The organism is Halorhabdus amylolytica (assembly GCF_004944975.1).
Classification (GTDB): Archaea; Halobacteriota; Halobacteria; order Halobacteriales; family Haloarculaceae; genus Halorhabdus; species Halorhabdus amylolytica.
In genome coordinates this window covers 1-21,804 of the sequence record NZ_SPQG01000004.1, presented here as the reverse complement: position 1 = coordinate 21,804, position 21,804 = coordinate 1, and the positions used below count along the sequence as shown (strand labels likewise).

Genomic DNA, 21,804 nt, shown 5'->3' with positions numbered 1-21,804 from the left:
GAGCCAGCGAAGCGAGGCCGACCGTCTCGGTACGTTCGAATCTCGGCGTTCTCAGTTTTCGCTCCGAGCGAGCCACGCGAGCGACGGACGAAAACTGAGTGCTCGACAACGAGCGAAGCGAGTTGTCGGCGGCCCCACTACACCACCTTTTTACTTCGGTGGGTTTCCTCGCGAGCCTGCGGCTCGCTGCGGGAACCCACCTCGCAAAAAGCTGGACCAAAAATACCCGCTCGCTCGGGCGCGCCCTGTCGGGTCGCGCTCTCACTCCCGGGAAGCCGCCTCACTGGTTCGCGGTAGCGCCTTTTCCCTAAGGTCGCTTCGCGATCTTGCTACGGTGGGCGTATGCTCTGGATGGTGGATCGTTGCCTCAAGCCACTCGAAAAACGCGATCACTCAGTCGATGTAGCCCAGCGCGCTCTCGATCCGCCCGAGTTCCGGGCCGGTGGTGTCCTGACCGACGACGTAGCCGTTTCCGTTGGCGACCAGTCCCGATCCGATCAGGGGGCCGCCGTAGTTGATCGTTCCCACGTCCGCAGGTACGTCCAGAACCGCTTCCAGTCGGTCGAGTTCGTCGTCGGTCGCCTGCGGGTGAGCGAGTACGCCGCGGTTGGTGGCAACCGCTGCTGTGCCGACCGTCCGGACGCCGGCCAGGTCACCCCGTTCGACGGGTACGTCGAGGGCGTCCTTGATAGCCTGGACGGCCTCTCTGGGAAGATCCGGATGGACGTACGCCCCGTTGTCGTTCGTGAGGACGACGTTCCCGGCGGCATTGATCCGGCCCGGAAGCTCCACGACCGGGCGGTCGAGCGCTTCGGTCAGTCGGTCGCGTTCGGTATCGGTGATCCGGCTCGTGACGAGCAGGCCGTTGTCGTTGCCGGTCGCGAGTGCACCGACCGTGCTCGCCCCGCCGATCGTCGTCTCGATCGTGGGGACGTCGAGTTCCTCGCCGAAGGCCGCTTTGAGGTCTGTGTCGGCGTCCGGGCGGAGGAGTAGATACTCGTCGGTGGCGCGTGCATAGACGCCGACGTACGTCGAACCGGCGAAGGCCGCGCGGAGCAAAGTTACTCGGCGGGCTCTGCTTCGACGATGCTTTCGCCTTCCTCGTCGAAGCGGGCGGCCCGGATACGGACCTTACTCGGCGGGTTCGAGCGACCGTCCGACCAGATCTCCTCGTTGACCGAGGGGTCCAGCCGGACAGCATCCTCGGCGACCGAGAAGTGCTGAGCGAGGTGGCCACGGATGATCGACATCGCCCTGTCGGCGCGTTCGCCTTTCGGCTCCGCACGGACGTCACGAAGCGGGACGGTCAGGACCCGCTCCTCGAACTCGTCGGCACTCATTCGTCAGTGTCGTTCCGCCGCCAGTGACGACGCTTGGGGTTGCGCTGGACGTCCTGGTCGGTCTTCATGATGACCCACGCCGGGACCCGGCTGTTCTGGCGCTCCAGTTTCGCCAGCCGCTTCTTCTTGCCCTTGGATTTCTTGCCCATGGTGTCGATGCGTTCGCCGCCGCGGTTTAAATGACTGTTCTTTTCCTGGAGTCATACCAACGCGAGCGGGACCATCAGCGCCACGCCGGCGGCCAGACCGCCGACGAGTTCGCGGTGGCCGCCCCCGGGTAGCGGTGCACCGGTCTCCAGAGCCTCAGGAATGAACTCCGTCGCGACGAGGTAGATCATCGCGCCGGCAGCGAACCCGAAGCCGTAGGGCAGAAAGTCCCGGGCGAGTCGGACGAACGCGAACGCGAGCACCGCGCCGATCGGCTGGGGCAGACTCGAAAAGACCGCCCACCAGGCCATGCGCCACTCGGAGACGCCCATCGAGCGCAGCGGGATCGAGATCGCGACGCCCTCGGGGATGTTGTGGATCGAGATCGCGACCGTCATGAAGATCGCCAGGATCGGGACGGTCACGCCGAACAGGAGCGGCCCGTCGGCCCCTTCTAGCCCCAACTCGGCGAAAGAGACGCCGACTGCCACGCCCTCGGGGAAACTGTGGACCGTCAGGATCCCGAGGATGAGCACGAGTTTCTTGTAGTCCGCCTCGGCGTACTCCTTGGGATCGAAGTCGACATCGTCCAGCACGCGATGGGCAGCGATCACCAGGAGGACGCCCGCGCCCATGCCGACTGCGATCTCGAAAGCCGTTCCCTCTGCCAGCCCTTCGAAGATCAGCCCGAACAGTGACGCCGCGAGCATGATCCCCGAGGCCAGCCCCCAGAGGGCGACGTACCAGCGGTCACTGATGTCCTCGACCAGAAAGAACGGGAGTGCGCCCAGTCCGGTCGCCAGCGCCGTAATGAATCCCGCGACGAACACCAGCGTCAGGTTGGCCAGCAGTGCCATCACCTGTCCCTTGGGGCGTGACCCACTTAACAATTATCAATATTCCTACCTATTTTGGTGAGCCTAAGTCGTTTAGCGGGCCTAAATCGTGTTGCCGCCCACAGTTCGAACGGGAGTTAATGTCACAACTCAGAGTTCGAACGACTCGACGGTCGAGTATTCGGGGCCGTCGTCGGTGAGAACACTCTCGGTCAGTTTGACTGTCTCGACGTCGATGGTGCCGACGGTTGGGTCGTCTTCCCGGAGGATTTCCTGGACGAGTTCCTTGCCGCCGGCATGATTCATGCGCGCCAGGGTAACGTGGGGTGTGAAGTCGTGCTCTTCTTCGTCGAAACCCATCGCGACTGTGCGTTCCTCGATGGCCTCGTACAGGCGGGACAGTTGCTCGCTCCCGTCGCGGACCCCGAGCCAGACGACCCTGATGTAGTCGGTACTCGGGAACGCACCCAGTCCGCCAAATTCCGTCTCGAAGGAGCCCACACCGCTATCCTCGACGGCCGCCGTGAGTTCCGCTGTGAGTTCCGGCAGGCGGTCGGGGTCGGTGTCACCGAGGAACTTCAGCGTGACGTGTGCCTGGTTGGGATCAACGAAGTTCAGGCCCGATGCACCCTCGAAGCGCTCCTGGACGGCGGCGACTTCCTCGCCGAGGCCGTCGAGGTCGACACTGACGAATAGTCGCTTGCTCATATGTCCCTATCCGGTGACGCAGGCCTTAACCTTCCGCGTTGCCAACCGATAGTAATGACTGATGACTCCGAGGACCATCGTTTCTCCGAGGGCCAGGGCTTCTCCGAGCCCTACGAGGGCTTCGATCTCGAACCGCCCGAACTCGCCGTCGACCCGGACTCGGTCGACCCCGTCGACTCCAGAGTCGTGAGCGACCTGCTCGACGAGCGCAATCTGGCCGACGACGCGGTCGACGCCGAGAGCCTGCTCGACGTCGGCCTGGAGTACACGCGCATCCAGCGCTTCGAGGAGGCCACCGAGGCCTTAGAACGGGCCGCCCGGTTCGCCGACGACGACGGGATCGCCCAAGAGGCTTGGACGAACAAGGGCGTCGCCCACGCCGAACTCGAGGAGTACGACCAGGCTATCGGTGCCTACCGGGAAGCCCTGGACCTCGATTCCGACTCCGAGCACGCCGCCACGGCCGAGACCAACCTCGCCTACGCGCTGTGGGAATCCGGTCAGTCCGAGCAGGCTCTGGAACACGCCGAGCGGGCCGTCGAGATCGACCCCCGCTTCGCCCAGGCGTGGTACAATCGTGGTTTCTTCCTGCTCGAACGCGGACTGGCCGAGGAGGCCATCGACGCCTTCGACAACGCCGTCCGGCTCGGGTTCCGGAGCGCGGATCTCCTCGAACAGAAGGCCCGGGCCCACGAACAGGTCGGCGAGGACGAACGCGCCGAGGAACTCGTCGAGGAGGCCGACGAACTGCGCCAGCAGACCGAAGAAGAGCTGATCGAGCAGCGCCAGCAGGAGCTGCGCGAGTAGTATGAGTGAGGAGGAAGCCGACGGGCTGTTGCTAACCGAACGCGAGACCGAGGAGGGACTACTCGTCGCGGTGTGTGACGCCGACGTACTGGGAGAGACCTTCGCCGAGGGCGAACTCTCGCTGTCGGTCTCTGAGGAGTTCTACGGCGGCGACCCCGCAAGCGAGGAACGCGTCGTCGAGAGTCTTGCCCGGTGTGGGACGGCTAATCTCGTCGGAACGAGTGCCGTCGGCGTCGCGATCGAACACGGGTTCGTCGAAGCGGGGAACGTCCTCGAGATCGACGGCACGCCTCACGCCCAGTTGCTCTGGATGTGAGGCCGGGCGGTTTTCAGTTTCGGGTGTGATCATTCGAATAGTGGCGCGAGTTCCGTCGCGAGATTGCGACCGATCTCGATCATGCCCGCGACGCCGGGATGGAGGGCGTCGTCCATCAGTCCGGGCACTGAAAGCAGCTTTTCGCCCTCGATCAGCGAAAGGTTCTCGTGGGACGAATCACTGACGAGCGTCCGGAGTGTCTCCCGGTAGGCCGCCGCCCGCGCCGGGTCGTCGCCAGCGACGATATCGGCGTGATAGGGGAACAGCGACACGGCGACGACGGGTTTCCCAGAATAGTGGTCAACGGGAGTCCACCGACAAGCTCCGCCCCTCAGGCCGGAGAAGGTGACGTTGACCGAGACAGCGATCGTGGCCACGTTCCAGTCCGCGCGCCCGGCGATGTGTTCGGCGATCACCGGCTCGCAGTACGCCGCTCCAGATCCCCAGGGTGAGCGGATCGACGCCAAGCTGTCGGGCGGCAATCGGGACGTATCCCAGGTGCGGATCGGCGGACGCCCCCTCAGTGATCGACGTCCCATAGGCGAGGTAGGGGGTTCCGTCGTTCCAGCGGTCGTCGCGTCTCGATCCGTGGTCGCGGTCGAAAACGCCGAGCGGTTCCCTCTGTAGTCTCGGTCACTCAACCGATCGTGGCCGGCTGACCATCGGCCGTTTGCTTGCCCCCGTCGGCCGTCACCTCTTCCATCGATCGATCCGCTGCTCCCGTCGGTCGTGTCCGGGGCGACCGTACCGCCCGCGACGCCGACGGTACCGCCCTGAGGGCGGCGAGGAACCCCCAGCGTGATCGGTCAGCCCTCTCCCCAGAAGCGGACACGAACAAGGTCCAAACCCTTAGGTACTACGGTTCGTAGTACTTTGTATGAGTACTGAAAACGATACTGACAGCGAGACCACCCGCATCACTCGGAAGGGACAGGTAACGATCCCGAAGGACCTCCGCGAGGAGATGGGACTGCAGGAAGGTGACGAACTCCGCTGGGAGATGACGGAGGACGGCATCAAAGTGCGAAGGGCGACGCGCTCGGCAGGCCGCGGGATGCTCGTCGACGATAGCGTCACTGAGGAAAAGCGCGAAGAAATGGCTAAAGAAATGGAGGCCGAGATTCGCGAGAAACGCCGGACAGAGTGGCAGCCGTGACTCGATACACTGCCGATGGGGTGGCGATGGCCCGATACCTCGTCGACCAGCTCCCGCCGGCCGCGGACGAGGCTTTCGAGCGTGCCGAGCAGGGCATCGACATGATCGAGGCACCGACGGTGACGGTAAGCGAGGCCATCTGGACGGCGGTCAACAAAGGAAAGATCGCCGGGGTCGAAGTCAATACGACGCCGAACGCTGTGCTACGCGGGCTCGTGAACGACGGCCCAGTACAGATTGCCCCGACCGACGACCAGGACCTCGCGGTCTACGGCAGTCTCATCGACCATCATACGATGCATGACGCCCTGCTTATCGCGAACCACCGAGTGCGAGGCACCGAGGCGATCATCACCAGGGATGGGGCGTTCTCAACTGAAAAGACCGTGTGGGGATGACAGCGAACGGCCCATCGATGTCGTGAACCGGCGCGAATGTCGAACACGGGAAGACGATCGCTCATTTCATTCGCGCGCTGGGACTTCCCTGCTCGAATTCGCGCGGCTGCACGTGCTGCCCGCTCACGAGTTTGGTCGCGGGCAGAAAGTGGGCCGGCGCGACGCGGAACTACCCCTTGCAGTCTGGCGATTATGGAGCGATCTATCGGGTCTGTGATGCGTGGGTTCATGGTTCGATCTCCAAGTCGTTCAGCAGTGGTCGACGGCGGTCCTCCATCCGATCGCGGAGACGCTGTCGGCGTCGCTCCGGGTCGGCCTTGTCGTAGTGCTGCTCGATGGTCGAGACGCTCGCGTTCACCCGCTCGGCGACATCCTCCGGCGGCCAGCCCTGATTGAGCAGCCACGTGACCGTCCCCGTCCGGATCTGATGGGGCGACCGGCTCGACGGGCACTTGCTGGAATGCGAATACTCCGTCCACAGGCAGGTCTCGCGGGCCTTCCCGTGGGGACACGGACCATGAAGACAGGGCTGTGTGGCGAGATACGACCACACGCGAATCGTGTTCGGCGTCGGCCGGCCCTGTGCGCTCGCCAGCAACGGCTGACGCCCCTCCTCGTCGTGGACATCGTACCGATGCTCGGCGATGTACTCTTGCAGAACGTCGGCCGTCTCGTGGGTCAGTCCGACCGGACGCTCGCCGGCGCGCTTGTTCTTCAACGGCGTCCCCGTGTTGGGCCGTTGGAGGAACTCGACGTACGGGTTCTCACCCAACTCGACGTCCCGAAGATCGAGCGCCCGCAGCCCGCCCTGGCGCGCTCCAGTGTACCACGCCAGTTCGAGGTAGGCGTGGGCTCGCGTCCCGTAGGCCTCGGGATCGTCCCGGTAGTACGCCAGCAAGGCCTGCGCGTCCTCGGTCGCGAGCTTGGTATCGTTTGACCGGTCTTCGGGGTCGAGATTCGGAATCCGGACCTTCTCAGAGAGTCCGTCGTTGACGGCCTCGATGTCTTCGAGGAACTCCAGGAACATCTGGAGCGTCCACATCTCGCCCTCGAGAGTCGCCGGCGCGATATCGGCGCTCCGGATCTCGTAGTATTCGTCGAGATCGTAGCCTTCGAGCTGGCCGACTTCGGTGATGCCCACTGACTCACACCACTCGACGAACAGCTTCAGGCGGTACTCCCAGCCGTGGATGCTCTGCTCGGTCGAATCGGGCTTGCGACGGCGGAGGTACCGCTGGACAGCCGCCGGGGGCGACAGCTCCGTCGGGTCGGGCCGTCGACTCACGCCTCACCGACCTCCTCGAAACGCTGTTGATCGTCGGCGAGCGGGCGCTCGCGGGGCTGAATGGCGCGGTACTCGGTAGCCCAGTCGGCCAGCTTTTCACGGACGTTCTCGACGCGCCGGTCGAGTTCCTCGATCGTGTCCGCCGTGACTTTGCACTTCTGGACGTCGTGGCCGTCACCCCGCTTCAGCTTGACCGTGTACTCGTAGACGTCGTCACTCATGCGACCACCTTCCGCTGATCGGTCGCGAGCTGGGCCTCAACTACCTCGGGATGCTCGCGCATCACGTGCCGGCCAAGTCCGCCGGACGTCTGGTAGCTCGCCGGACAGTGATCACAGTCGAACTCACTCATCACGACCACCGTCCGGATAAATATCCAGTTTCTCGCGGGCTCGCATCAGCAGGTTACTAACAGTACCCCAGGAGCGCTCCGTCCGGCGGGCGTACTCGCGGCCGCTCCTGCCCCGAATCTCGACGGTCTCGAAGGCCTCTCGCTCGGCAGGCGTCAGTCTAGAGAGATCAGGCTCGTACTCGTCGAGTTGGGACTGCTGGGCCGCACTCATCGTGGATCACTCCGTTGGACCAGTGCGATCATGAAGGGGCGCGCGGCAGAAGCGGCGGGTCGCGGCACGGTGACGTCAGTCATCGGCGACTTCCCCCACCTGGTCGGTGTCGGCCTCGACGGTCGGCTGGGCGAGACGGCGCGCTTCTTCCAGCGCGTCGTCGTCGACGATCTGCACGCCAACCATGTCCTCCTGCCGGGTCGTCTCGGTCGGGGCCATCTCGATCTGCTCGATGCGGTGGGCAGGGACCTTCACACGGGAGCGGTCCCAGCGTTTCAGGCTGGCCCAGCCGTTCTCCAGTAGATTGACGTCAGCGACGAAAGTCCGCTCGTTGTCGGTAGTGTAAACGACGGCAGGTGAGTACGGCTTCGGCAGGAGGCGCGGATTGAGGAGATCGTCGCGAGTCATCCCACGGTCACCCCTCGGAAAGCCCGCAGAAGCGTAACTTTTTGATCGCGCGATCCGTCTCTGTCGGTACGGGGTGCAAGCCCCGTGCGTTCGGTTTCGGGCATAGTACAGGCCCAGGAACCGCCGTTTTCGGGCCGGCGCTGCAACGTCGGCCCGGCATCGAAGCCAACCAGTGTCGTCTCTATCCTGGTAAGCGGCTCCTACTGTCGTCCAATGGGCCAACTTCACATATATGTTATGGTGGGACTGAAACGGTCTCATTCCGACAATATATGAAATACGTTACAAATAGGGTGAAATATGCCATCTACTCACCTAATGCGACAATCCGGAACGTGGATGACGGTATGGGACGATCGCATACTTGAGTACTTGTCCGAAAAATCGGAAGCTTCGGCATCAGTGGGAGAGTTGTCGAAATCCGACTCGATCCACGTGTCAAATACGCACGTCTCTCGCCGGTGCAACAAACTCGCTGAAAAGGGTTTTCTCACCCCGCTTGGAAATGGGGTCTACACGATCACGGACATCGGTGAGGCCTACCTCGAAGGCGACTACGACGCCGAGAACGAGGCCTACATCCAAGACGGACAGACGGGTCCGACCGCGACCGATACCGAAGCGGAGAACGGGGTGTGAGGTGGTAGAGCGTGCGCCAGCCAGCCCCGTGGATGGTCCCGCTTGACGAGCGGATTCTCGAATATCTCGACGAGCACGATCTCGCGACGGCCGCAACGATCACCCGCGAGGTTGAACTGTTCGCCAGTTACAACCGGGTTCGCGAGCGCTGCTACGCCCTTGCCGACGCTGAGTTAGTCGACACGGTGACGACTGATCGCGCCCACTGGGAGTTGACCAAACGCGGGAAGATGTTTCTCGAGGGCAACCTCGACGCCAGGAATCAACCCACTCCGAGGGTTCGGCGCTTTCTCCGGGGCTAACCCTGCTGATGCTGTTGATCCTGCCGTTGCTGGTTTTGGCTCTGTGGTTGCTGTTGTCGTTGATCGCGGGCGGGCTGTTGGTTCTGAACTGGTCCTCGTTGAGTAGGTTGCCTCTGCTGGTACTGTTGTTGAGGCGGCTGTTGATACCCACTCTGCGGGGGCTGCTGGCCTGCTGCTGCGCTCGGATCGGTCTTGAACGACCGACGAAGAATATAGATAAGAATGAAGATAACTTGCCAGAATGCAACTCCTGTAACAACCTCGGCGTCAAGCACCCGAAGAGGCTGGTTTTGGATAGAAGCTCCCACCGCGACGAGATACAGGCTTGGCAGCACCAACAACAGCGTCAAACCTATTCCTTTCAGTGCTGCTTCTAATTCGAAATTGTAATTTTCGAACACGCCGCGATTATCTCGGGGGATCAGTAAAATTGTACCGGCGATCTCGACGCTAGGAATCAGCCGACACCATCGATCCATCGGGCCTTGCGCGGATAACTCCCAAATCTATAACTCGCTGACGGATCGAGTTAGTGAACGTGCGTAGTAAACTTTCGCGACGTAAGCTACTTTCCGGAATCGCGTCGGGATCGGTTTTGCTGGCTGGGTGTTCGGACTCGGGCGACGGGACGACGATTCAGGACTCGGACGGCGACGGTGTGATCGATAGCGAAGATTACGCTCCGAATGATCCCGAAGTACAGGAACGAGAAGATGTTTTGGAGGCGATGACGACGGTAACCTCGACACCCACAGAAACAGAAACGGAAACGGAGACAGCCACAGAAACAGAAACGGAGACAGCCACACCGACACAAACACCGGAAGCGAACACTCTCTCGGTCGACGATGAGGATTGGCAGGATACCTCTCGTATCGAGTCCTACAGCTCCCGAAGCGTGTCAGTGACGATAGATCCTGACCACCCCGAAACGGACTATGACGAAGCGAAAGTATACGCTGCCCTTCATGAATTCCCGAAAGGGGCCGTCATCGACGAGACGTTTACCGATCGGTTTGATCGAACTGAACAGCCGTCTCTCACACTAACTATCAATGCCGATTTCATCGACATCGATCAAAAATACTACTATATTGTTGCATTGTGTCCGGCAGATATCGATACGGATGATCCCGATTTTGAGAAGGTTACCGCGGTAATGCAGACGGATCCTTTTGAATTCGAGGACGATGAAGTAACGATTGAACGAACGGAGTACGACGGTAGTCTTGACGACGATTCAGGAGAAAATTACACGCGAAATGAAGTGGAGGGTGCATATAAGTTGGAATTGAGCGGTCGGACACGGGGGCAGCAGTGGACCTTCAATTTCTTCGCTTACAAGGACGCCCATGCAGCAGCAAGCCAGCGATCACGCGGGCGATCCCGACCGGAGTACGTATCCTATGAACTGACTGAGGGAACTGGCGGGGAGATCGCATCGCTGCTGAAGGATGAAGCTGATAAACTCGGTTTTGAGGAGTTCGAGGCCATAGAATTTGTTGTCGATTTCGTTCAGTCTCTCCCCTATGTTACGGACGATGTGAGTACTGGCTACGACGATTACACCAAGTTCATCATCGAGACGTTAACCGAGATGGAAGGAGACTGCGAAGATACTGCGATCATGCTTGCATCGATTCTGGAGGCCGAGCCTTTCAACTACGATATGGTCTTAATTCAGCCGCCTGGTCATATGGCTGCCGGGATTTGGAATTCGGAACCGTCTGGATGGTATTGGGAACTCGACGGGCGAAAGTACTCATACATCGAGACCACGGGAGAAGGGTGGGGTGTTGGTGATTGTCCGGAAAATTACCAGAGTGTACAAGCTACTCTCTATCAGGTCTAACTGCGCTTAAACGTCCGTCACAACCAGTCTTCGGTAAGATACAGGACGGCCGGCAACGCCGATTCGTCCTCGAACTCCTGGAGTGCATGTTGGATGATGGAATAGATACGATGCGCAGAAAGTCGCTGATTCGGCACGAAAAACACGCCAGCGTGTTTCTCAGTGTCGAAGGTCAGGTAGTCGTCGTCGTGGGTGACGATGGTCCGATCCGTCTTCAGTGCGAATGCGCAGACATCCGGATCGTCCGTGCCCCGGCCAAGAGAATCGGCCGAAACGACACGCTTGACGTCGTGCCCGCTGGCGGAGAGTTTATTCGCAAGACTCGCCTCGGTGTCTTCGTCGAGCAAGAACCGCACCTGCATGGCTCTTACTCGAGATCCTCCGGACCGGTGACGACATCCGGATCGTCGTGCCCAGCTTCAATCCGCTCCCGACGTTGTGCTTCGACTTCGCGCATCTCGTCGGGATGCTCGTGATAGTACGTCAGCGCCCGGTAGACGTCGGCGACGTCCAGGTCGTGCCGGCTGGCGACCGTCTTCGGATCCAGTCCGCGCCCCTCGACACGCTCTTTGATGAACTGCACAGTAATCCGACTCCCCTCGATGTGAGGCTCGTCGTGGACGTTCTGTACGATCCGATCGGTCTGCTGGGACATCTGTGGCATAGTACGTCTGTCAGGTATTTCAATTTGCGGGGGTCTTCAACCTCCGTATCTAACGAACCCATGTTCGAGAACGGTGGTTCTCGCACAGCCTGTGCGTAAATTCGGAGCTTTATGTAGGAGATTACCCTGTGCGCAACCATGGACAAAATCGCGACCTACTGTCGCGTCTCGACGACCGATCAGAATCTCGATCGGCAGGTCAGCCAAACCGCCGAGTACGCCCAAGAGACTCTCGATGTCGATCTCGACGACATCGTACGCTATCAGGACAAGAGTACCGGGACCGACGTGGATCGGTCGGGTTATCAGGAGATGATGGCCGACGCCGAGGACGGCGATCTCGACGCCGTCGTCGTGCTCAGTATCTCCCGAATCTGTCGGTCAATCTCCGATCTCGAGCGTACAGCCACGCGTCTTGAGGACGCCGGTGTGGAACTGCACATCATCAACGAGGGGCTGACGCTCCGGCCCGACGAGTCTGACCCTTATCAGACTGCACTCTTCCAACTTCTCGGCGTCTTCGCCGAACTCGAGGCGAACATGGCCCAGCAGCGGACCAAAGAAGGAATCGCCGCCCGACAGCAGAACGAGGACTACCATCACGGCCCCGCCCCGCTCGGTTTCGAGAAAGACGACGGCCGGCTCGTCGAGAGCTCGGATTATCACAATGTCGTCGCAACACTCGAAAGTATTCAAAAAGGCGAGCTATCGAAGAGGAAAGCGGCCGAAAGCCTGGGATGCGCTCGAAAAACGATCGGCCGGGCACTTGAACGCGCCCATCTATATGGATTATAGGAAAAATATTTATCAAATTAGGAAAGCACTCTTTATGTGCCAAAACACTGGTTCATAGCCGCATTTTTGTCTCCATTCCCAATCCCGAATAGATACGCCGAATAATCCTCTTTTTGAACTAACTTTGTCGAGTTAGATGGCAATCCTATATTGCGGAACTCTTCGTTGGCGTTCTTAATTTCACCAACATGGCGTTCCTCCATTTTTTGACCATTTTGTCGCCAAGTCTGATCAATGAAAAAGCGTTTATTTGGATTATACGCAGATAATACATCGCACCTTGAGAAATTATGTTCAACAACAAACTCCACTGTATATCCTTCGTGATTGTGAATGTTTTCAGTAACGATCTGACTAGTACACCCCAGCACCTCTGAATCGGGGCGCTCAAGTGCCTCTATTCTTGGATTGAGAGGAGCATTGATTGTAATACTGCCAGAGCCCTGGGACGAGGGGACTTCAGCTTGCTTAACACATCCAGGGAAACGAACTTCAAAAACAGCTCTAGAAAGGATAGGGCCTGATTCGTGAGTGAATCTTGTCCGATACACTGAATAGTCTGGTTCCCAAGTTAGATTATCAAATCGTTCAATTTTTGCACCAGAAGGGTATTCTGGATCGACTTTTTCCACACTCGCGTCTATCTGCGGTGTTGAATAGACGCCAACTGAAACGTATACTGGAGTGACAAGCATCGAGAAAATTGGGGATAAAAGTATAGAGATGAGAAATCCTATGAAAATCTCCTTCCAGCCAATGCCTTGTGGCAATTCCCTCACCCAACTCAATATGTCCATGTATTATATAGCATACTTATAACACAAAATGTCTTGCGGGATTTCGGAAAAACACTATTGGGCTGTTTCTGCGCGGATTGACGGCTATTCACTCGGCCGGCAGAAAGACGATCGCGCCGGTCTCCTGGTCGAACCAACTTTCGAAGTCGTCACCGACATCGGCATCGAGGGACTCCTGGGCCACAGTGGGCAACCACAATCGCAGCCCTGATCCACCGTCTTGGGCAGAATATTCGCCGAGCGGAACGAGCGATTCATCCCGGGCGGCCTGGATGATTTCCTCCGTCGGCCGCGTTCGCGTGCTCATATCGCTATCATGCCGATACCGTCACTAAAACGTCCGTATTTACAGGACCTACACTCTCTGTTTTGGCGAGCCTTGAGGGGGTGACGGGCCGGGGATCGCATGATGTCTCAAGTCGAGACGCACCACGTTGCTGGATGCACCGAACGCCACGTCATCATCGACGGCGAGACTCACGCCTTCGAGATCCCCGACGACGAGCCCGACATCGACGCCTACGAGTACCTCGGCGACGGTGCCGCGCCCGAGCCGGCCCGCGACGCACTTGCCGAGTGGGTTGCTCAGTATCACGACGTCGAGAGTGATGACGAGCCGCAGGAATCGGACGAACCCGAGGCATGAGCCCGACAGTCGAGTTCGGCAGCAAAGCCGTCGCCGACACCTACCGCGATGAACACCCCGACCACATTTGTCCCGACGACGACGCCCGTCTGAAGACGGTCACGTTCCGATCGGGAACGCCGGAGTGGCTGCTCGACCAGGCCGAACGCGACGCGATGGATGAACGCGCCGAACGTGAGACGTCCACCGGCCAGGTCGGACTCTCCGACGCCGAGAAAGACGAGATCGACTTTTCGGTCGGCAACGCCAGCGTCCCCCACGCTCGCGCCGTGAAGGCGATCGCCCGCGACGAGGGCGTCGACGACTGGCTCAGCTACTACGACCCGACGCTCGTCGTCGACGAACACCGCGAGGTGATGCGCCGCGCCGCTCGCGAAGGCGGCGGTCGACGCCTGGACAGCGAGGACAGCGCCCTCGAACGCGCTGGCCGAGCCGCTCGGGCCGCGGAGGCCGAGGAGTGCGACCACGCCGCCGGCCACTGTCGCCACGGCGATCCCGACGCCTGCGAGTTCTTGACCGACGCCTGCGGGTACGATCCCGACGAGGTCGACGACCTGCTCGCTGACGCCGACGATCGTCACGACGACGAGCCCGAACAGCAGCAACTCACGGGCAAGCAAGCCGGGGCGTACTCCCGCGCACTCGGTGGCTACCGGGCTGCGCTCGCATCGCTCCGGGAACTCACCGACGCCGTCCGGACCCAGCGCCGGCACGCCGAACAGGCCTGGGCGGCAATGGCGGCGATCCGCGAGGACACCGGCCAGGACGTCGAAAAGCCCCAGGAACTCCACGCTCTACTCGAGTCGCTCGCCGAGGTCCCTGACGAACACCGACTCTCGATGCTGCACGAGCACATAGACAGACGCGACGAGGACGTCGTCGAGTTTGACGACCAACAGGCGCTCGGCGGCGGGCGAGCGAACGACCAGGCCCGACTCGCGGGCGGCGAGACCGGTGAGACCGGCCAGGGCGAGACCGTCGAGACCGTCGAGGAGAATCCGGGCGGACTACTCGCTGACGAGCGCGACGACGTCGAGGCTGAATCGACCACCGAACAGCAGCGACCCGATGCTTTCCAGGTCGCCGAGGGCGGCCAGGGGACGCTATGACCGAGGAGATCACTTGCCCCGCGGAGGGGTGCGACTACACAGGAGAACCGGGCAGTATCAAGAATCACATCAACTCGAAAAGCGACCCGGCTCACCGGGACGTAGCGGCGCTCCGGGCGGCGGTCGACGAACAGACCGACCAGGAGACCGACCCCGAAGCGACCGAAACCGAGGGCCAGCAGCCCGACGACGACCGGGACGAGACCGCCGCCGAGCCCCCCGCTGAAGGCGGCGCTGACGGGGGCGGTACCGATGGCTCCGATTCGGACGACCGAGAACAGGACGACGAGCGCGGTGAAGCGGCCGAAACCACCGAAACCGACCACCCAGAGAAACCCGCTATGCCGACCGACGAGGAACTCGACCGACAGCGCAAGCAGGTAGAGCAGGGGGACAGTGACGGCTCGGAAGCGGACGAATCGAGCGCTTCACCGCCCTCAAGCGCCGGAATCGGGTCTATCCCGATCCCGGTCAGCAAGACCACCCTGGCAGCGGGGGCCGCGATCCTGCTCATGGTGGCCCTGCTGTACCTCTACACCCGCTCCGACGACGTCGACGAACCGACCGAGCCCGAACCCGTCAACGATGACGAACCGGCCCCGCCGGAGGGAGGCTTTGCCGCCCCGACGATGGAGGACCAAGAATGAGCGCCGACGCCGATCTCGACGAACCCGACGTCGAGGAACCGGACGCCGATCCCGACGAGGACGAACAGCCGGACATCGAAGACGAGGAGATGGCCGACTTCTCCGCCGTCGCCGACGAGATCGAGGCCGCGGCCGGGGCCGACAGCGACGAGGAGAGCGACGCAGAGACCGACGACAGCACCGCGGACGGTGACGACGACCAAGCGCCCCCGTCGATGGACGCGACCGCCAGCGACCGCGTCACACCGGGGGACATCTACTGCAACGCCCTCGGCATGGGTGCGGCGGTCGCAAGGGCCAGCTACGGCTCGGCGGAATCCGACGAGCGCTCGGATCTCGTTGAGGAGTACGGCGACATGGCCCGCGATCTCCAGATCGACGAGTACGTCGACGAGTGGCTCGAAGAGCAGGGCGGCATCGACGAACTCTCGCCCGGCCAGGCCATCCTCATCTCGACGGTGATGTTCGGCGGCATGGTCGCGATGGACGATCCGGATCTCGTCGAGGGCGTCGCCGAGGAGGTGCGCGGGTGATGCTCCAGATCGCCCGCTGGCTCGGCCGCCGGGCAAAGTGTGCGGTCGTCGGCCACCGGCTGACTGGGGCCCGAGTCTTCCGGCACGGGACGATCATGCCGGGCTACGAGTGCGAGCGTTGCGGAAAGACTCAATCACTCGCCTACCGCTGGCAGGAGGTCGAGACCGATGCTTGACGGCGCGAAAGAGGCGATGGCCCAGCGGATGGCGAGCCAAATCACGCCTTCCGAGACGCCGATTGCCCAGGCACTCGCGAACACGATCGCGACGATCGAGGCCAACCAGGGTGCCGCCCTCAACCGGGCGCTCGACGCCGCTGATCGCGACGACGTCGACGTCGATCATGATCCCGCAGCCCGCCGCGCCCAGCTCCTCGATCTCGCCGACGCGATCGCTGACGATGATCGAGAAGCGTGGTGGTGGTCCAACGTTGCCCCGCAACTGATGGACCAACCGGAGAAGGCCCGGCAGTACGTCGGACTCGGCCCCGATGAGTACCGCGATACACTCGAAGACTGGTACCAACAGTACTACGAGGCCGATGTCGTCGATGTCCCGCTCGACGAGGCCGACCGGGCCCGGATCGGCTGGGCGGCTGAAAACCACGTCCAAACGAAATACGGGATCTCGCTGAAAGAGTTCGTCGCGTCTGTGGTCAACTGGAGCCCCGGACGGGCGTATCAGCAAGTCCTCGCCGGTCCGATCGGTCGAAACACCCAGGCGATTCACCTTCTTGCCGACGAGATCGAGCGCAAAAACGAACGGATCGCCGAACTGGAGGCCAGGCTCGACGACGCATGACGCACGCTCTGATCGCCGCAAAAAGCGGCTGGGGAAAGAGTTGGTTCGCTCAGTACTGGACGGAGGACAACCTGCCGAACTATCCGTACGTCGTCATCTTGGACCGTCGTGACGAGTTCCGCGGTCTCGTGAAGGCCGGGCTCGCCGAGTGGGGCGTCGTCGGGCACAAGGAAGCCGGCATGTCCCCGGATGGCTGGCAGGAGTTCATTGAGGCGAACCCGCGGGTCGTGCTGGCCCGCCACCAGCTGAACGGCGACGCCTGGAAGGACGTCGTCGCGAAGATCGTCCGGGCGGCGATGGCGATGTCCGAGGACGTCCTGGTCGTCATCGACGAGGCCCACAAGGTCGCCCCGCAGCGCGGATCCTACCCAAGTGCGATTGAAGATCTCGCCACCGAAGGCCGGGGCCAGGCGGCGAGTCTCTGGATCACGCAACGACTCGCGAAGCTCGACGAGACGCCGATCGGCGAGATGATGGTGTATATGCTCGGGGGCTTCCAGAGCGACAACGACCTGGGCAAGATCAGCGGGAACATCGGCTACCCGGCCGACGTCCACAAGGTCAACGGCGGCCGAGTGGCGGGGCTCCCCGACGAACTTCACGCCGACGAGGGACCGATTCCGGTCCGGAAATTCAAGGAGGATGGTCGGGTAGTCGGCTCGGAATGGATTTACAGCAATGACGACGGCGAACAGCGCCGGATCAACAGCGGCGATCTGAGCATGGACTCGACCCACTACGGGCCTGAATCACTCTCGCTCTCGATCCCAGGGTGAAAGATGGCGACCGAATCCGAACACGTCCACCTCCACGGCGGCCGAGCCCGCAAGTTCAGAGAGGTGAAGCAGTCTCTCGAGGAAGAACTCGGATACGAGGTCTCGAAACCTCGCGTCGTCGACGAACTACTCGAACACTACGACGGCGATCACTGGTAGCGACCGTTTTGGTCGGAATCCGACCAACACCATCGAGATCGCAAAATCCTGCGCGTTACCCACTATAATCAGGGATTTGCGTAGGTTCGGGTGCATCATGCCAGAACTTGCTGACAGTATGGACGTCCTCACCGACGTCGACGCCTGGACGCGGGCGGCGACCGTCGGCGGGGGCTACGCAGGAAGCGCAATCGTGGACAGTCTCATCGTCGGCGCGACGCCCGGCCCCGACGAGGCCGCCGGGATCGCGGCCGGTGCCGGTGTCGCCGCCGGGAGTTACGCCTTCGCACCGCGGGAGTTCCGCCGCGATCTCGTCACCGGCGGAATGCTGTTCTCGGTCGGCTCGGCCGCCGAGTACTTCGGCTTCAAAGAGACGATCCTCGAACTCGGGGGTGGTAACTGATGTCCGACGGCTCGATCGAAGTCTTCGAGGGCACGGCGCCCGACATGGTCGACACTCGTCAGAACGTTCCGGAGCAGATGACCCCGATCCTGGCGGTCTCGCCCGAGCGGGGGAACATGATCCGGATTCTGAACATGGTCGCCCGCGGCGATCAGGTCGGTGTCCCCGTCTACGGTGACTTTCGGGACAGCAACGACGACCCGCTCCCGGTGAGTACCTCTCTTCAGTGGGAGTATTCGCCGAGTAACTCCGACTCCCGGTTCAAGGTCTCCCGGGAGGTGAGCAACCTATCGTTTTACCAGAACACCAGTTTCGCCGAACAGGCGAATCAGGACTACGTCGATGAGTCGAAGCACGTCCTGACGCAGCCGGAGTTCGAGGGATCGGATACGGTCCGGTTCTTGCAGATCACCGACATCGAGGAACTGTTCCTCTCGGCCGAGGGGACCGCACAAATCGACTGGTCGAACTCCCGGATCGAGGTCGACCCGTCGGCGATCAAGGGGCCGTACACTCGGGGGCGGTAAAATGGCGGCCGCGGACGTCGCTACCCGGCTCGAACGCACCCCGGGCCTGAACGACGAGATCACGCCGCGGACACTCCGCGAGGAGGGCGTCACGGAGGCGAACACCCCCGGCGAACGGTCGCTCGTCGGAAGTCTGACGCTCGATACGCCGGTTCGGCTCCGGTCCGGCCGGTCGAACCGCTTCAAGGTCGCACTGCCGGCCTTCGAGAAGCTCGGGCCGACCGACGCCACCGCCGACAACAGCGAGACGTTCAATCTCGCGCAGGACGTCATCGAGTCGCCGAACACGCAGGACGTCGTGGTCTACCTCGACGGCGAGTACTACGGCGCTCCGGATACGGTCGACTACGCGAACGACTCGATCGACGTCACGGACGCCGGCACCGAGAGCGACGTGTACGTCTGGTACATGACGGCTGACCCGGCGACGGTCTCAATCTACAAGGAAATCCCGAACGCGGAGACGAGTGCGTCGCAACGGCTTTGGACCAACCAACTCGCCCGACTGCATAAGCAGGATCAGCAGGAACAGCCCGAATACTTCCAGTTTGGCGAGGGGTGGAAGCCCTACCTCTCGTCGGACATGAAGCTGAACGTCTACGTCGATGCACCGTTCGAAGTCCGGTTTGAGGATCCTGACGGCCACGGGAACACGCCGACCAACGCGCTGTTTCACATCCCGGTCGAGCAGGCCCAGGACACCGTGCCCGGACTCATCAACGTCATCAAGGCCAGCATGGGGCGCTGACCCCGCGGCCACTCGATACTCATGCAGGCACCAGCTATCAACTCGACCGCCAGCGGCGGCACCGAGGGACAGTATCACGCGATGACAGCGACGCCCTCGGCGACCGGGGGCTCGGGCGGTTGTCGTGCGTCCGGGACCTGTGGGGGCGGCTCGTGCCCCCAGGGAACCGGCCAGCAGGGACAGCAGTCGGCCGGCCAGCAGGGACAGCAACCCGAGCCCGGGCTCGACAGCAGTCTATCCACGAGCGGCGACCTCCCGAGTAGTGCGGCGTCGCTGTTCGCGCCTGGGAATCTGTCCCATCAGGACGCTATCCTCCTGTGGACCGGGGTCAACTCGGTGTTGTTCCTGGCGCTCGTCTACATGGAGGTGAACCGCCGATGAGAACCGACAGAGACGTCGAGGAGATGTCTGAGGGGGAGAAGCGCAAGCACGAGCGGGACGTCCTCGATGATCGACTCACGGAGGGGTCGTAATGGTCGGGCTCGCACCCTGCCCGGGATCGTCAGACGCCCCCTACAACGAGACCGAGACGGCCGTCCTCGATGAAGGCGAGAAGATGACGGCCGTCTTCGAGCCCGAGGGGGCGTCAACGACGGCGATGCTCCCGATCGTCGCCGCCAGCAAGTACGCCGGAGCGACCTACGAAATCCTCCTCGACGGCGAGACGCGGTACGGGCCGGCCAGCGTCCCGCCCACGGACATCGACAATCTCGAAGTGACGTTTATCCCGTCCTACCAGTGGAACGAACGCATCGAGGTGATCGTTCGCAACGTCTCGGCCGGTGACGCCCGGATGACGACCGTGCAGGTGATCGGTTGGGAGGAGGTGACGGGATGACGATCGACACGAACTCGGAGATCGAGGAGATCCGCGAGGTGTTGGACGCTGACGGGAGCAAGAAGCACGCCGCGACGGACGAACGACTCGAAACTGTCCGGACACTGGTCGAGGAGGTGCGCGATGTCCTCCAGACCGAGGCGATCCAGACGAACAACTACGATCGGGCTGGATCGTTCGGCGGGGCGGGCTACCCGCTCACAGTCGACCCCGATCCGACGATATACGAACTCGTCTTGACGGCGAGCGGTGATTCGATCGTTGCGGACATTACGACCGCTGGCGGGGATGCGATCAACGGCGTCCCGCTGAACGGCGTCACGCTCGCCCTCGACACGCTGATGATCGACTCGGTGACGTTCCGCGATCCGGACGGGACCGGTGTCGCAACTGAAGGCTTCTGGATCGGAGGGACGAACGAATGACCACGGTCGGCTCAACGATCCCGAAGTTCCTGTTCACCTACGTTCAGGATAGCGAGCCGAACCCGCCAGTCGGCCCGGAAGAAGGCGAGTCGTGGTTTGATACCGCGAACGACGAGGTCAAGGTCTACAACGGGAGTTCGTGGCAAAAGACCGGTGTCGTGAGTCACGACGCCCTGGTCGACGTCGCCGACGCCGATCACCACGCCTACCCGGTCCCGACCGCCGGGATCGACACCGACGCGGTCACGACGGCGAAGATCGCCGCCGACGCCGTCACGAACGCGCTGATCGCGGCCGACGCGGTCGACACGGCACAACTCGCCCTCGACGCCGTCACGACGTCGGAGATCGCGGCGAACGCCGTGACCAACGCGCTGATTGCGAACGGGGCGGTCGACACGGAACAACTGGCGGCCGGGGCCGTGACATCCGGGGAGATCGCGGACGGTCAGGTCGGGCTCGCCGAACTCGGGTTCGACCCCGCGACACAGAACGAACTCGACAACCACGCGGCGCCGTCCGACGCTCACCACACGTACCCGGTCCCGACCGGCGGACTCGCCGATCAAGCGGTCTCGACGGCAAAGCTGGCCCTCGGCGCCGTGGATACGTCGCAAATCGCCACTGGCGCCGTGACGTCCGGGGAGATCGCCAACGGTCAGGTCGGCGGGTCTGAACTCGCCTTCGACCCCGCGACACAGAACGAACTGAACAATCACGCGGGGAACTCGACGGCTCACCACTCGCCCCCGACGTCGACGCAATCGACGGGGACATCGTTCACCGTCGATTTCAGTCAATTCACCCTGTCTAACCCGGAATTTGACATTAATGGGGAGCCAATTCGATATGGTCCAGCCTATGTCTCAACAATCACGGCGTATTCCAACGATTACGCCGATTTAGAGATATTGCTTGGTGACGGGACACTACAGGTCGCTTCATCGCTGACGAGTGGCGAGGACGGAGATACAATCACGGTGAACGATGTGGTTGTAGGACTCTCAGTCGCGGATAGTGACCATAGTGCAACAATCGTCAGTATCGACGGCGAAATAGTGCCTGGATCTCACGCTCACTACATCTAATAGTGTACACATGATTACGCCTACCACAGAATACGGCGGCTCGGACGATGATGATTCGGACTACGAGGAGGCAAATGCCGGCGGGACTGGC

At 61.8% G+C, this 21,804-nt stretch carries 39 protein-coding genes; 23 read left to right on the top strand and 16 right to left on the bottom strand.

Annotated features, from left to right (window positions below; genetic code table 11):
- Window positions 1-393 precede the first annotated feature (393 nt).
- From E3374_RS06910 to thpR, 5 genes are all read right to left on the bottom strand, one after another.
- Window positions 394-1,059: a translation initiation factor IF-6 gene (locus tag E3374_RS06910; protein ID WP_136688351.1), complete on the bottom strand. Its 666-nt coding sequence runs from the start codon at window positions 1,057-1,059 to the stop codon at window positions 394-396.
- 2 nt (window positions 1,060-1,061) lie between these two features.
- Window positions 1,062-1,340 (bottom strand): 50S ribosomal protein L31e, encoded by a 279-nt coding sequence (locus tag E3374_RS06905; protein WP_136688350.1) that lies wholly within the window; start codon window positions 1,338-1,340, stop codon window positions 1,062-1,064.
- Window positions 1,337-1,489, bottom strand: coding sequence for a 50S ribosomal protein L39e (locus E3374_RS06900; RefSeq protein WP_136688349.1), 153 nt, complete (start codon window positions 1,487-1,489; stop codon window positions 1,337-1,339). The genes E3374_RS06905 and E3374_RS06900 overlap by 4 nt, the downstream gene beginning before the upstream one ends.
- Before the next feature lie 51 nt (window positions 1,490-1,540).
- Window positions 1,541-2,344: a ZIP family metal transporter gene (locus E3374_RS06895; RefSeq protein WP_136688348.1), complete on the bottom strand. Its 804-nt coding sequence runs from the start codon at window positions 2,342-2,344 to the stop codon at window positions 1,541-1,543.
- Between the two features lie 129 nt (window positions 2,345-2,473).
- Window positions 2,474-3,031 (bottom strand): RNA 2',3'-cyclic phosphodiesterase, encoded by a 558-nt coding sequence (gene thpR, locus E3374_RS06890; RefSeq protein WP_136688347.1) that lies wholly within the window; start codon window positions 3,029-3,031, stop codon window positions 2,474-2,476.
- 54 nt (window positions 3,032-3,085) lie between these two features.
- On the opposite strand from thpR, the gene E3374_RS06885 reads away from it, so the two are divergent.
- Window positions 3,086-3,838 carry a tetratricopeptide repeat protein gene (locus E3374_RS06885; RefSeq protein ID WP_136688346.1) on the top strand — a complete coding sequence of 251 codons (753 nt, stop codon included), beginning with the start codon at window positions 3,086-3,088 and terminating at the stop codon, window positions 3,836-3,838.
- Window positions 3,839-3,863: 25 nt separating this feature from the next.
- Window positions 3,864-4,154 (top strand): DUF424 domain-containing protein, encoded by a 291-nt coding sequence (locus tag E3374_RS06880; protein ID WP_169051806.1) that lies wholly within the window; start codon window positions 3,864-3,866, stop codon window positions 4,152-4,154.
- A 29-nt stretch (window positions 4,155-4,183) separates the two neighbouring features.
- Here E3374_RS06880 and E3374_RS06875 read toward each other — a convergent pair whose 3' ends face one another.
- Window positions 4,184-4,693, bottom strand: coding sequence for an SGNH/GDSL hydrolase family protein (locus E3374_RS06875; RefSeq protein WP_136688344.1), 510 nt, complete (start codon window positions 4,691-4,693; stop codon window positions 4,184-4,186).
- A 338-nt stretch (window positions 4,694-5,031) separates the two neighbouring features.
- Here E3374_RS06875 and E3374_RS06870 point away from each other — a divergent pair, with 338 nt between their 5' ends.
- Both E3374_RS06870 and E3374_RS06865 read left to right on the top strand, forming a co-directional pair.
- Complete coding sequence (locus E3374_RS06870; RefSeq protein WP_136688343.1) at window positions 5,032-5,310, top strand: AbrB/MazE/SpoVT family DNA-binding domain-containing protein; 279 nt, start codon at window positions 5,032-5,034, stop codon at window positions 5,308-5,310.
- Complete coding sequence (locus tag E3374_RS06865) at window positions 5,307-5,708, top strand: hypothetical protein (RefSeq protein ID WP_136688342.1); 402 nt, start codon at window positions 5,307-5,309, stop codon at window positions 5,706-5,708. The genes E3374_RS06870 and E3374_RS06865 overlap by 4 nt, the downstream gene beginning before the upstream one ends.
- A 226-nt stretch (window positions 5,709-5,934) precedes the next feature.
- On the opposite strand, the gene E3374_RS06860 is transcribed toward E3374_RS06865, so the two are convergent.
- The 5 genes from E3374_RS06860 to E3374_RS06845 form a co-directional block, all read right to left on the bottom strand.
- Complete coding sequence (locus E3374_RS06860; RefSeq protein WP_136688341.1) at window positions 5,935-6,993, bottom strand: tyrosine-type recombinase/integrase; 1,059 nt, start codon at window positions 6,991-6,993, stop codon at window positions 5,935-5,937.
- Window positions 6,990-7,214 (bottom strand): DUF7389 domain-containing protein, encoded by a 225-nt coding sequence (locus E3374_RS06855; RefSeq protein ID WP_136688340.1) that lies wholly within the window; start codon window positions 7,212-7,214, stop codon window positions 6,990-6,992. Before E3374_RS06855 ends, E3374_RS06860 begins: the two co-directional genes overlap by 4 nt.
- Window positions 7,211-7,345 carry a hypothetical protein gene (locus E3374_RS17840; protein WP_282568445.1) on the bottom strand — a complete coding sequence of 45 codons (135 nt, stop codon included), beginning with the start codon at window positions 7,343-7,345 and terminating at the stop codon, window positions 7,211-7,213. The genes E3374_RS06855 and E3374_RS17840 overlap by 4 nt, the downstream gene beginning before the upstream one ends.
- On the bottom strand, window positions 7,338-7,556 hold the full coding sequence (locus E3374_RS06850) for a sigma factor-like helix-turn-helix DNA-binding protein (RefSeq protein WP_136688339.1): 219 nt from the start codon (window positions 7,554-7,556) through the stop codon (window positions 7,338-7,340). The genes E3374_RS17840 and E3374_RS06850 overlap by 8 nt, the downstream gene beginning before the upstream one ends.
- A 75-nt stretch (window positions 7,557-7,631) precedes the next feature.
- Complete coding sequence (locus tag E3374_RS06845; protein ID WP_136688338.1) at window positions 7,632-7,964, bottom strand: hypothetical protein; 333 nt, start codon at window positions 7,962-7,964, stop codon at window positions 7,632-7,634.
- A gap of 435 nt (window positions 7,965-8,399) precedes the next feature.
- On the opposite strand from E3374_RS06845, the gene E3374_RS18065 reads away from it, so the two are divergent.
- Window positions 8,400-8,603 (top strand): phage repressor protein, encoded by a 204-nt coding sequence (locus tag E3374_RS18065; protein ID WP_248299409.1) that lies wholly within the window; start codon window positions 8,400-8,402, stop codon window positions 8,601-8,603.
- Window positions 8,604-8,614: 11 nt separating this feature from the next.
- Window positions 8,615-8,905: a winged helix-turn-helix domain-containing protein gene (locus E3374_RS06835; protein WP_136688336.1), complete on the top strand. Its 291-nt coding sequence runs from the start codon at window positions 8,615-8,617 to the stop codon at window positions 8,903-8,905.
- Here E3374_RS06835 and E3374_RS06830 read toward each other — a convergent pair.
- The gene (locus E3374_RS06830) at window positions 8,902-9,306 is read right to left on the bottom strand and encodes a hypothetical protein (protein WP_136688335.1); all 405 of its coding nucleotides are present in this window, start codon (window positions 9,304-9,306) and stop codon (window positions 8,902-8,904) included. The two genes, E3374_RS06835 and E3374_RS06830, sit on opposite strands and share 4 nt — an antisense overlap.
- Before the next feature lie 257 nt (window positions 9,307-9,563).
- Here E3374_RS06830 and E3374_RS17135 point away from each other — a divergent pair, with 257 nt between their 5' ends.
- Complete coding sequence (locus E3374_RS17135; RefSeq protein ID WP_169051795.1) at window positions 9,564-10,757, top strand: hypothetical protein; 1,194 nt, start codon at window positions 9,564-9,566, stop codon at window positions 10,755-10,757.
- 17 nt (window positions 10,758-10,774) lie between these two features.
- On the opposite strand, the gene E3374_RS06820 is transcribed toward E3374_RS17135, so the two are convergent.
- Both E3374_RS06820 and E3374_RS06815 read right to left on the bottom strand, forming a co-directional pair.
- Window positions 10,775-11,119: a DUF5615 family PIN-like protein gene (locus E3374_RS06820; protein WP_136688334.1), complete on the bottom strand. Its 345-nt coding sequence runs from the start codon at window positions 11,117-11,119 to the stop codon at window positions 10,775-10,777.
- Between the two features lie 5 nt (window positions 11,120-11,124).
- A complete protein-coding gene (locus E3374_RS06815) occupies window positions 11,125-11,412 on the bottom strand; it encodes a DUF433 domain-containing protein (protein ID WP_136688333.1) in 288 nt (95 codons plus the stop codon).
- Window positions 11,413-11,559: 147 nt separating this feature from the next.
- Here E3374_RS06815 and E3374_RS06810 point away from each other — a divergent pair, with 147 nt between their 5' ends.
- Entirely contained in the window at window positions 11,560-12,216 is a 657-nt protein-coding gene (locus E3374_RS06810; protein WP_136688332.1) for a recombinase family protein, read from the top strand.
- Window positions 12,217-12,248: 32 nt separating this feature from the next.
- On the opposite strand, the gene E3374_RS06805 is transcribed toward E3374_RS06810, so the two are convergent.
- Entirely contained in the window at window positions 12,249-13,013 is a 765-nt protein-coding gene (locus E3374_RS06805) for a hypothetical protein (RefSeq protein WP_136688331.1), read from the bottom strand.
- Between the two features lie 88 nt (window positions 13,014-13,101).
- Window positions 13,102-13,320 carry a hypothetical protein gene (locus E3374_RS06800; RefSeq protein WP_136688330.1) on the bottom strand — a complete coding sequence of 73 codons (219 nt, stop codon included), beginning with the start codon at window positions 13,318-13,320 and terminating at the stop codon, window positions 13,102-13,104.
- A gap of 102 nt (window positions 13,321-13,422) precedes the next feature.
- On the opposite strand from E3374_RS06800, the gene E3374_RS06795 reads away from it, so the two are divergent.
- The 15 genes from E3374_RS06795 to E3374_RS06735 all read left to right on the top strand — a co-directional run bounded on the left by E3374_RS06795 (window position 13,423) and on the right by E3374_RS06735 (window position 21,713).
- The gene (locus tag E3374_RS06795; RefSeq protein ID WP_136688329.1) at window positions 13,423-13,659 is read left to right on the top strand and encodes a hypothetical protein; all 237 of its coding nucleotides are present in this window, start codon (window positions 13,423-13,425) and stop codon (window positions 13,657-13,659) included.
- A complete protein-coding gene (locus E3374_RS06790; protein WP_248299408.1) occupies window positions 13,656-14,768 on the top strand; it encodes a hypothetical protein in 1,113 nt (370 codons plus the stop codon). Before E3374_RS06795 ends, E3374_RS06790 begins: the two co-directional genes overlap by 4 nt.
- On the top strand, window positions 14,765-15,415 hold the full coding sequence (locus E3374_RS06785; protein ID WP_136688328.1) for a hypothetical protein: 651 nt from the start codon (window positions 14,765-14,767) through the stop codon (window positions 15,413-15,415). Before E3374_RS06790 ends, E3374_RS06785 begins: the two co-directional genes overlap by 4 nt.
- Window positions 15,412-15,948 carry a hypothetical protein gene (locus tag E3374_RS06780; protein WP_136688327.1) on the top strand — a complete coding sequence of 179 codons (537 nt, stop codon included), beginning with the start codon at window positions 15,412-15,414 and terminating at the stop codon, window positions 15,946-15,948. Before E3374_RS06785 ends, E3374_RS06780 begins: the two co-directional genes overlap by 4 nt.
- Complete coding sequence (locus E3374_RS17130) at window positions 15,948-16,124, top strand: hypothetical protein (protein WP_169051798.1); 177 nt, start codon at window positions 15,948-15,950, stop codon at window positions 16,122-16,124. Before E3374_RS06780 ends, E3374_RS17130 begins: the two co-directional genes overlap by 1 nt.
- Window positions 16,117-16,749, top strand: coding sequence for a hypothetical protein (locus E3374_RS06775; RefSeq protein WP_136688326.1), 633 nt, complete (start codon window positions 16,117-16,119; stop codon window positions 16,747-16,749). Before E3374_RS17130 ends, E3374_RS06775 begins: the two co-directional genes overlap by 8 nt.
- Window positions 16,746-17,525, top strand: coding sequence for an ATP-binding protein (locus E3374_RS06770; protein WP_136688325.1), 780 nt, complete (start codon window positions 16,746-16,748; stop codon window positions 17,523-17,525). Before E3374_RS06775 ends, E3374_RS06770 begins: the two co-directional genes overlap by 4 nt.
- A 3-nt stretch (window positions 17,526-17,528) precedes the next feature.
- Window positions 17,529-17,684 carry a hypothetical protein gene (locus E3374_RS17125; RefSeq protein ID WP_169051797.1) on the top strand — a complete coding sequence of 52 codons (156 nt, stop codon included), beginning with the start codon at window positions 17,529-17,531 and terminating at the stop codon, window positions 17,682-17,684.
- Between the two features lie 97 nt (window positions 17,685-17,781).
- Window positions 17,782-18,087, top strand: a complete 306-nt coding sequence (locus tag E3374_RS06765) for a hypothetical protein (RefSeq protein WP_136688324.1) — start codon at window positions 17,782-17,784, stop codon at window positions 18,085-18,087.
- The gene (locus E3374_RS06760) at window positions 18,087-18,614 is read left to right on the top strand and encodes a DUF3800 domain-containing protein (RefSeq protein WP_136688323.1); all 528 of its coding nucleotides are present in this window, start codon (window positions 18,087-18,089) and stop codon (window positions 18,612-18,614) included. The genes E3374_RS06765 and E3374_RS06760 overlap by 1 nt, the downstream gene beginning before the upstream one ends.
- A gap of 1 nt (window position 18,615) precedes the next feature.
- Window positions 18,616-19,362: a hypothetical protein gene (locus E3374_RS06755; protein WP_136688322.1), complete on the top strand. Its 747-nt coding sequence runs from the start codon at window positions 18,616-18,618 to the stop codon at window positions 19,360-19,362.
- 21 nt (window positions 19,363-19,383) lie between these two features.
- Window positions 19,384-19,743 carry a hypothetical protein gene (locus E3374_RS06750; RefSeq protein ID WP_136688321.1) on the top strand — a complete coding sequence of 120 codons (360 nt, stop codon included), beginning with the start codon at window positions 19,384-19,386 and terminating at the stop codon, window positions 19,741-19,743.
- Between the two features lie 91 nt (window positions 19,744-19,834).
- Window positions 19,835-20,200: a hypothetical protein gene (locus tag E3374_RS06745; protein ID WP_136688320.1), complete on the top strand. Its 366-nt coding sequence runs from the start codon at window positions 19,835-19,837 to the stop codon at window positions 20,198-20,200.
- A complete protein-coding gene (locus E3374_RS06740) occupies window positions 20,197-20,625 on the top strand; it encodes a hypothetical protein (protein ID WP_136688319.1) in 429 nt (142 codons plus the stop codon). The genes E3374_RS06745 and E3374_RS06740 overlap by 4 nt, the downstream gene beginning before the upstream one ends.
- On the top strand, window positions 20,622-21,713 hold the full coding sequence (locus E3374_RS06735) for a hypothetical protein (protein WP_136688318.1): 1,092 nt from the start codon (window positions 20,622-20,624) through the stop codon (window positions 21,711-21,713). Before E3374_RS06740 ends, E3374_RS06735 begins: the two co-directional genes overlap by 4 nt.
- Window positions 21,714-21,804 lie beyond the last annotated feature (91 nt).

What these genes read in the sequence shown, in the direction of transcription:
- E3374_RS06905 (WP_136688350.1), bottom strand. Translation starts at nt 1,340, where the DNA reads ATGAGTGCCGACGAGTTCGAGGAGCGGGTCCTGACCGTCCCGCTTCGT.
- E3374_RS06900 (WP_136688349.1), bottom strand. Translation starts at nt 1,489, where the DNA reads ATGGGCAAGAAATCCAAGGGCAAGAAGAAGCGGCTGGCGAAACTGGAG.
- E3374_RS06895 (WP_136688348.1), bottom strand. Translation starts at nt 2,344, where the DNA reads ATGGCACTGCTGGCCAACCTGACGCTGGTGTTCGTCGCGGGATTCATT.
- thpR (WP_136688347.1), bottom strand. Translation starts at nt 3,031, where the DNA reads ATGAGCAAGCGACTATTCGTCAGTGTCGACCTCGACGGCCTCGGCGAG.
- E3374_RS06885 (WP_136688346.1), top strand. Translation starts at nt 3,086, where the DNA reads ATGACTGATGACTCCGAGGACCATCGTTTCTCCGAGGGCCAGGGCTTC.
- E3374_RS06875 (WP_136688344.1), bottom strand. Translation starts at nt 4,693, where the DNA reads ATGGGACGTCGATCACTGAGGGGGCGTCCGCCGATCCGCACCTGGGAT.
- E3374_RS06870 (WP_136688343.1), top strand. Translation starts at nt 5,032, where the DNA reads ATGAGTACTGAAAACGATACTGACAGCGAGACCACCCGCATCACTCGG.
- E3374_RS06855 (WP_136688340.1), bottom strand. Translation starts at nt 7,214, where the DNA reads ATGAGTGACGACGTCTACGAGTACACGGTCAAGCTGAAGCGGGGTGAC.
- E3374_RS17840 (WP_282568445.1), bottom strand. Translation starts at nt 7,345, where the DNA reads ATGAGTGAGTTCGACTGTGATCACTGTCCGGCGAGCTACCAGACGTCC.
- E3374_RS06850 (WP_136688339.1), bottom strand. Translation starts at nt 7,556, where the DNA reads ATGAGTGCGGCCCAGCAGTCCCAACTCGACGAGTACGAGCCTGATCTC.
- E3374_RS06845 (WP_136688338.1), bottom strand. Translation starts at nt 7,964, where the DNA reads ATGACTCGCGACGATCTCCTCAATCCGCGCCTCCTGCCGAAGCCGTAC.
- E3374_RS06820 (WP_136688334.1), bottom strand. Translation starts at nt 11,119, where the DNA reads ATGCAGGTGCGGTTCTTGCTCGACGAAGACACCGAGGCGAGTCTTGCG.
- E3374_RS06815 (WP_136688333.1), bottom strand. Translation starts at nt 11,412, where the DNA reads ATGTCCCAGCAGACCGATCGGATCGTACAGAACGTCCACGACGAGCCT.
- E3374_RS06810 (WP_136688332.1), top strand. Translation starts at nt 11,560, where the DNA reads ATGGACAAAATCGCGACCTACTGTCGCGTCTCGACGACCGATCAGAAT.
- E3374_RS06805 (WP_136688331.1), bottom strand. Translation starts at nt 13,013, where the DNA reads ATGGACATATTGAGTTGGGTGAGGGAATTGCCACAAGGCATTGGCTGG.
- E3374_RS06800 (WP_136688330.1), bottom strand. Translation starts at nt 13,320, where the DNA reads ATGAGCACGCGAACGCGGCCGACGGAGGAAATCATCCAGGCCGCCCGG.
- E3374_RS06795 (WP_136688329.1), top strand. Translation starts at nt 13,423, where the DNA reads ATGTCTCAAGTCGAGACGCACCACGTTGCTGGATGCACCGAACGCCAC.
- E3374_RS06790 (WP_248299408.1), top strand. Translation starts at nt 13,656, where the DNA reads ATGAGCCCGACAGTCGAGTTCGGCAGCAAAGCCGTCGCCGACACCTAC.
- E3374_RS06785 (WP_136688328.1), top strand. Translation starts at nt 14,765, where the DNA reads ATGACCGAGGAGATCACTTGCCCCGCGGAGGGGTGCGACTACACAGGA.
- E3374_RS06780 (WP_136688327.1), top strand. Translation starts at nt 15,412, where the DNA reads ATGAGCGCCGACGCCGATCTCGACGAACCCGACGTCGAGGAACCGGAC.
- E3374_RS17130 (WP_169051798.1), top strand. Translation starts at nt 15,948, where the DNA reads ATGCTCCAGATCGCCCGCTGGCTCGGCCGCCGGGCAAAGTGTGCGGTC.
- E3374_RS06775 (WP_136688326.1), top strand. Translation starts at nt 16,117, where the DNA reads ATGCTTGACGGCGCGAAAGAGGCGATGGCCCAGCGGATGGCGAGCCAA.
- E3374_RS06770 (WP_136688325.1), top strand. Translation starts at nt 16,746, where the DNA reads ATGACGCACGCTCTGATCGCCGCAAAAAGCGGCTGGGGAAAGAGTTGG.
- E3374_RS17125 (WP_169051797.1), top strand. Translation starts at nt 17,529, where the DNA reads ATGGCGACCGAATCCGAACACGTCCACCTCCACGGCGGCCGAGCCCGC.
- E3374_RS06765 (WP_136688324.1), top strand. Translation starts at nt 17,782, where the DNA reads ATGCCAGAACTTGCTGACAGTATGGACGTCCTCACCGACGTCGACGCC.
- E3374_RS06760 (WP_136688323.1), top strand. Translation starts at nt 18,087, where the DNA reads ATGTCCGACGGCTCGATCGAAGTCTTCGAGGGCACGGCGCCCGACATG.
- E3374_RS06755 (WP_136688322.1), top strand. Translation starts at nt 18,616, where the DNA reads ATGGCGGCCGCGGACGTCGCTACCCGGCTCGAACGCACCCCGGGCCTG.
- E3374_RS06750 (WP_136688321.1), top strand. Translation starts at nt 19,384, where the DNA reads ATGCAGGCACCAGCTATCAACTCGACCGCCAGCGGCGGCACCGAGGGA.
- E3374_RS06745 (WP_136688320.1), top strand. Translation starts at nt 19,835, where the DNA reads ATGGTCGGGCTCGCACCCTGCCCGGGATCGTCAGACGCCCCCTACAAC.
- E3374_RS06740 (WP_136688319.1), top strand. Translation starts at nt 20,197, where the DNA reads ATGACGATCGACACGAACTCGGAGATCGAGGAGATCCGCGAGGTGTTG.
- E3374_RS06735 (WP_136688318.1), top strand. Translation starts at nt 20,622, where the DNA reads ATGACCACGGTCGGCTCAACGATCCCGAAGTTCCTGTTCACCTACGTT.